The sequence below is a fragment of the Micromonospora sp. NPDC047753 genome (assembly GCF_040642735.1).
GTDB lineage: Bacteria > Actinomycetota > Actinomycetes > Mycobacteriales > Micromonosporaceae > Micromonospora.
On the sequence record NZ_JBEYSL010000666.1, the window covers coordinates 1 to 3,001 of the forward strand.

The window sequence follows — 3,001 nt, forward strand, 5'->3', positions numbered from 1 at the left end:
GCAGGACCCGTTCATCGTTCCGCTGGTCGGTGCGCGCACCCGGCAGCGGCTGGCCGAGGCGTTGCCGGCGCTGGACGTGAAGCTGTCGGCCGATGATCTCGAAGAGATCGAGGCGGCCGTTCCGAAGGGTGCCGCGCGGGGTGACCGTTACCCGGCGGCGTTCATGTCGAGCCTCGGCGTCGGCAACTAGTGCCTCGTCAGGCAGCCTTGAACGGGTAGTCCGGGTGTCGGACCTTGGGGCTGGGCGGCCGCCGCTCCCCGACGGCCGCCCACGCCTCGGTCAGCTGGCGTAGACCTCCAGGGCTGAGAGCTGTCCTGCCGGCCAGCCGGTGTTGCCAGTGACGGTGATCCGCACGTAACGCGTCTGCGCGGCGCTGAAGGTCAGCGTCACCTGGTTACCCGTGGCCGGGTCGAAGACGCGCCCCGCGGATCCGACGAGCGTGCCGAAGCTTCCCCCGTCGGTGCTGCCCTGCACCGAGAGGGTCTGCGTCCGCGTCGCCCAGGCCGACGACGGAGGCAGCTTCAGCACCACCCGCCCGACCGTGCGCGTCGACCCCAGGTCGACCTGCACCCACTGCGGGAACGCGCTGTTCGTGCTCTCCCAGTAGCTGTTGGCGTCACCGTCGACCACGTTGCCCGACCCGTAACTCTGAACGTGGCTGCTCTCCGACGTGGATCTGCCCCGGGCCAGGTCCGAGTTGGCCGCGGCGTCCGTGGTGACGGTGACCGCGTTGGACGCGCTGGAGGTGTTGCCGGCGGCGTCGCGGGCGACGACCGTGAAGGTGTACGCGGTGGACGCGCTGAGCCCGCTCACCGTCGCCGTGGTGCCCGTGACGGTGGCGACGACGGTGCCGCCCTGGCGCACCTGGTAACCGGTGACTCCGGTGTCGTCGGTGGAGGCCGTCCAGGACAGCGACACACTTGTCGACGTCTTGCCGGTGACCGCGAGGCCGCTCGGGGCGGTCGGCGGGTTGTCCGGGGTGGTGCTGCCGGCGTACACCTCGACCTTGGCGAGCTGGCCCGCCGGCCAGCCGGTGTTGCCGGCGATGCTCAGCCGGACGTAGCGGGCCGCGGTGGTCGTCAGCGTGCGGGTGACGGTGTTGCCGGTCGCCGGGTCGAAGGCGAACGCCGAGGCCGCAGCGATGGTCGAGAAGGTGCTGCCGTCGCCGCTGCCCTGCACGGTGATGGTCTGGGTGCGCGCGCCCCAGCCGGCGGGCAGCCGCACCACGAGCTTGTTGACCTGGTGGCTGGCGCCGAGGTCGACCTGCCACCAGTGTGGGAAGGCACCGCCGCCGCTCTCCCAGTAGCTGCCGGCGTCGGAGTCCACCGCGTTCGACGCCGGGAACGGGCCGTTCTGGCTGCTGGCCGAGGTGGACCGGCCGGCCGCCAGGTCGCCGCTGGTCGGGGGCGGGGTGCCGACCATCGGTGGGGTGGGGCGGACGGCGGTGAGCGCGAGTTGCCCCTTGAGCATCCGGCCACCGTCGGCCGTGATCCGCAGGTAGTAGTCGGAGGAGCAGGCGACGCCGTCCTCGTCGAGGGCGCGGATGTTCGCGCCGGCCGGGGTGGTGGCCTGGGTCTCCGACGTCTTGGCGATCTGGTTGCCCTCGTTGTACTCGTCGAACATGGACACGTAGAGGCCCTGGGAGCCGAGCCGGACCATGTTGTAGATGTGCCGCCAGTAGAAGTCGCCGTGCTTGCGGTGGCCTCCGGCGAGGTCGCCGGGCATCACGCAGGGCAGGTAGTCGATGCCGCGCGCCGCGCAGTCGGCCATGTCGCCGACGTTGACGTTGTTGTAGTAGGAGTCCAGCTCCTCCACCGTCCTGGCCCGGTAGACCATCCACGGCGAGATCGCGTGGAACGCGTGGTAGACGTCGAGGAAGCCGGGGCGGGAGTCCTCGATGCCCTGCCGCCACCAGGTGGGCACGCCACCGATGACGTAGCAGCCCTGGGCCTTGAACCAGTTGATGACCTCCAGGCAGGGCCCGGGGGTGAAGGGGCGGCTGGGCTCGCTGAAGCCGAAGCCCCAGATGCAGACGACCGGTTTGCCGTTCTGTCGGGCGTACGCCGACGACGCGGTGTGCGCGGCCATCTTCGTCGTCCAGTCGGTCTTGATCTCCGATTGGAAGGTCAGCCAGTCGGTGACGTCGTACATGATGTAGAACTTGCGGTTGTAGCGCTCGGCGGCGGAGCGCACCTTCTGGGTCATCGCGTCGCGGGTCGGGCCCTCGTCGCCCATCGGGTTGAACCGTTGCAGCGCTGCGGTGTCGCAGCCGTTCTCCTGCATCCAGCGGAAGTGGGTGTCCACCGTCTGCTGGTCGTAGGAGGAGAAGAGGGTGGCCGGCTGTCCGTTGCCCAGGTTGGGGTACGCGGTGGGGTAGGTGTGGGTGTATTCGCGCATGTCCGGCCAGGACACGATCGTGGTGTTGGCGGGTGAGGGCGGCTGGAACCGGTCGCGGCCCCAGTGCCACCAGCCGCCGATCGGTGCCCCGTCGCCGGGTGCGCTGAACCAGCCCTGGTAGCCGACGGTCACCTTGCCGACCACGTCCCCGGGGGGACTGGCGGCGTGCGCGGGGCTGGACAGGCTGGTGAGCAGCTCGGTGGTGGAGGCGGTGGCGAGGGCGGACCCGGCCAGCACCGATGTGACGAACCTGCGGCGGGAGACCGCCATGACGACCACTCCTTCGGGACGGAAGGCATTGACGGCCATCGTGGCAGCAGTGGATGCCGACCCGCAAGAGTTAGACTGATCGATGAAAATACCGATCAGATGACGGGAATTACGCGGTGAGTCCTCAGTGGCTGACGGCGCGCTCCAGCGCCCGCACCGGGGACAGGATCTGGCTGCCGGCCTGGCGGCGACGGGCGTCACGCACTGTCATCCGTACGCCCTCGGTGAAGCCGATCTTCGGGTACCACCCGAGCAGCTCGCGCGCCTTCCTGGTGTCCAGCGCCATGTTGCGCACCTCGCCCGGCCAGGGCAGCGGCTCGTACCGGGCCGCGT

1 protein-coding gene and 2 pseudogenes are annotated in these 3,001 nt (G+C 70.0%); 1 reads left to right on the forward strand and 2 read right to left on the reverse strand.

Annotation, left to right across the window (positions count from 1 at the left end; translation table 11 throughout):
* Window positions 1-190 (forward strand): annotated as a pseudogene (locus ABZ749_RS32815) (aldo/keto reductase); the annotation flags it as partial.
* Between the two features lie 90 nt (window positions 191-280).
* Here the strand turns inward: ABZ749_RS32815 and ABZ749_RS32820 are convergent.
* Both ABZ749_RS32820 and ABZ749_RS32825 read right to left on the reverse strand, forming a co-directional pair.
* A complete protein-coding gene (locus ABZ749_RS32820; RefSeq protein WP_357234738.1) occupies window positions 281-2,668 on the reverse strand; it encodes a discoidin domain-containing protein in 2,388 nt (795 codons plus the stop codon).
* 124 nt (window positions 2,669-2,792) lie between these two features.
* Window positions 2,793-3,001: pseudogene (locus tag ABZ749_RS32825) on the reverse strand (hypothetical protein); the annotation flags it as partial.

Coding starts and splice junctions, on each gene's coding strand:
- ABZ749_RS32820 (WP_357234738.1), bottom strand. CDS start 2,668: ATGGCGGTCTCCCGCCGCAGGTTCGTCACATCGGTGCTGGCCGGGTCC.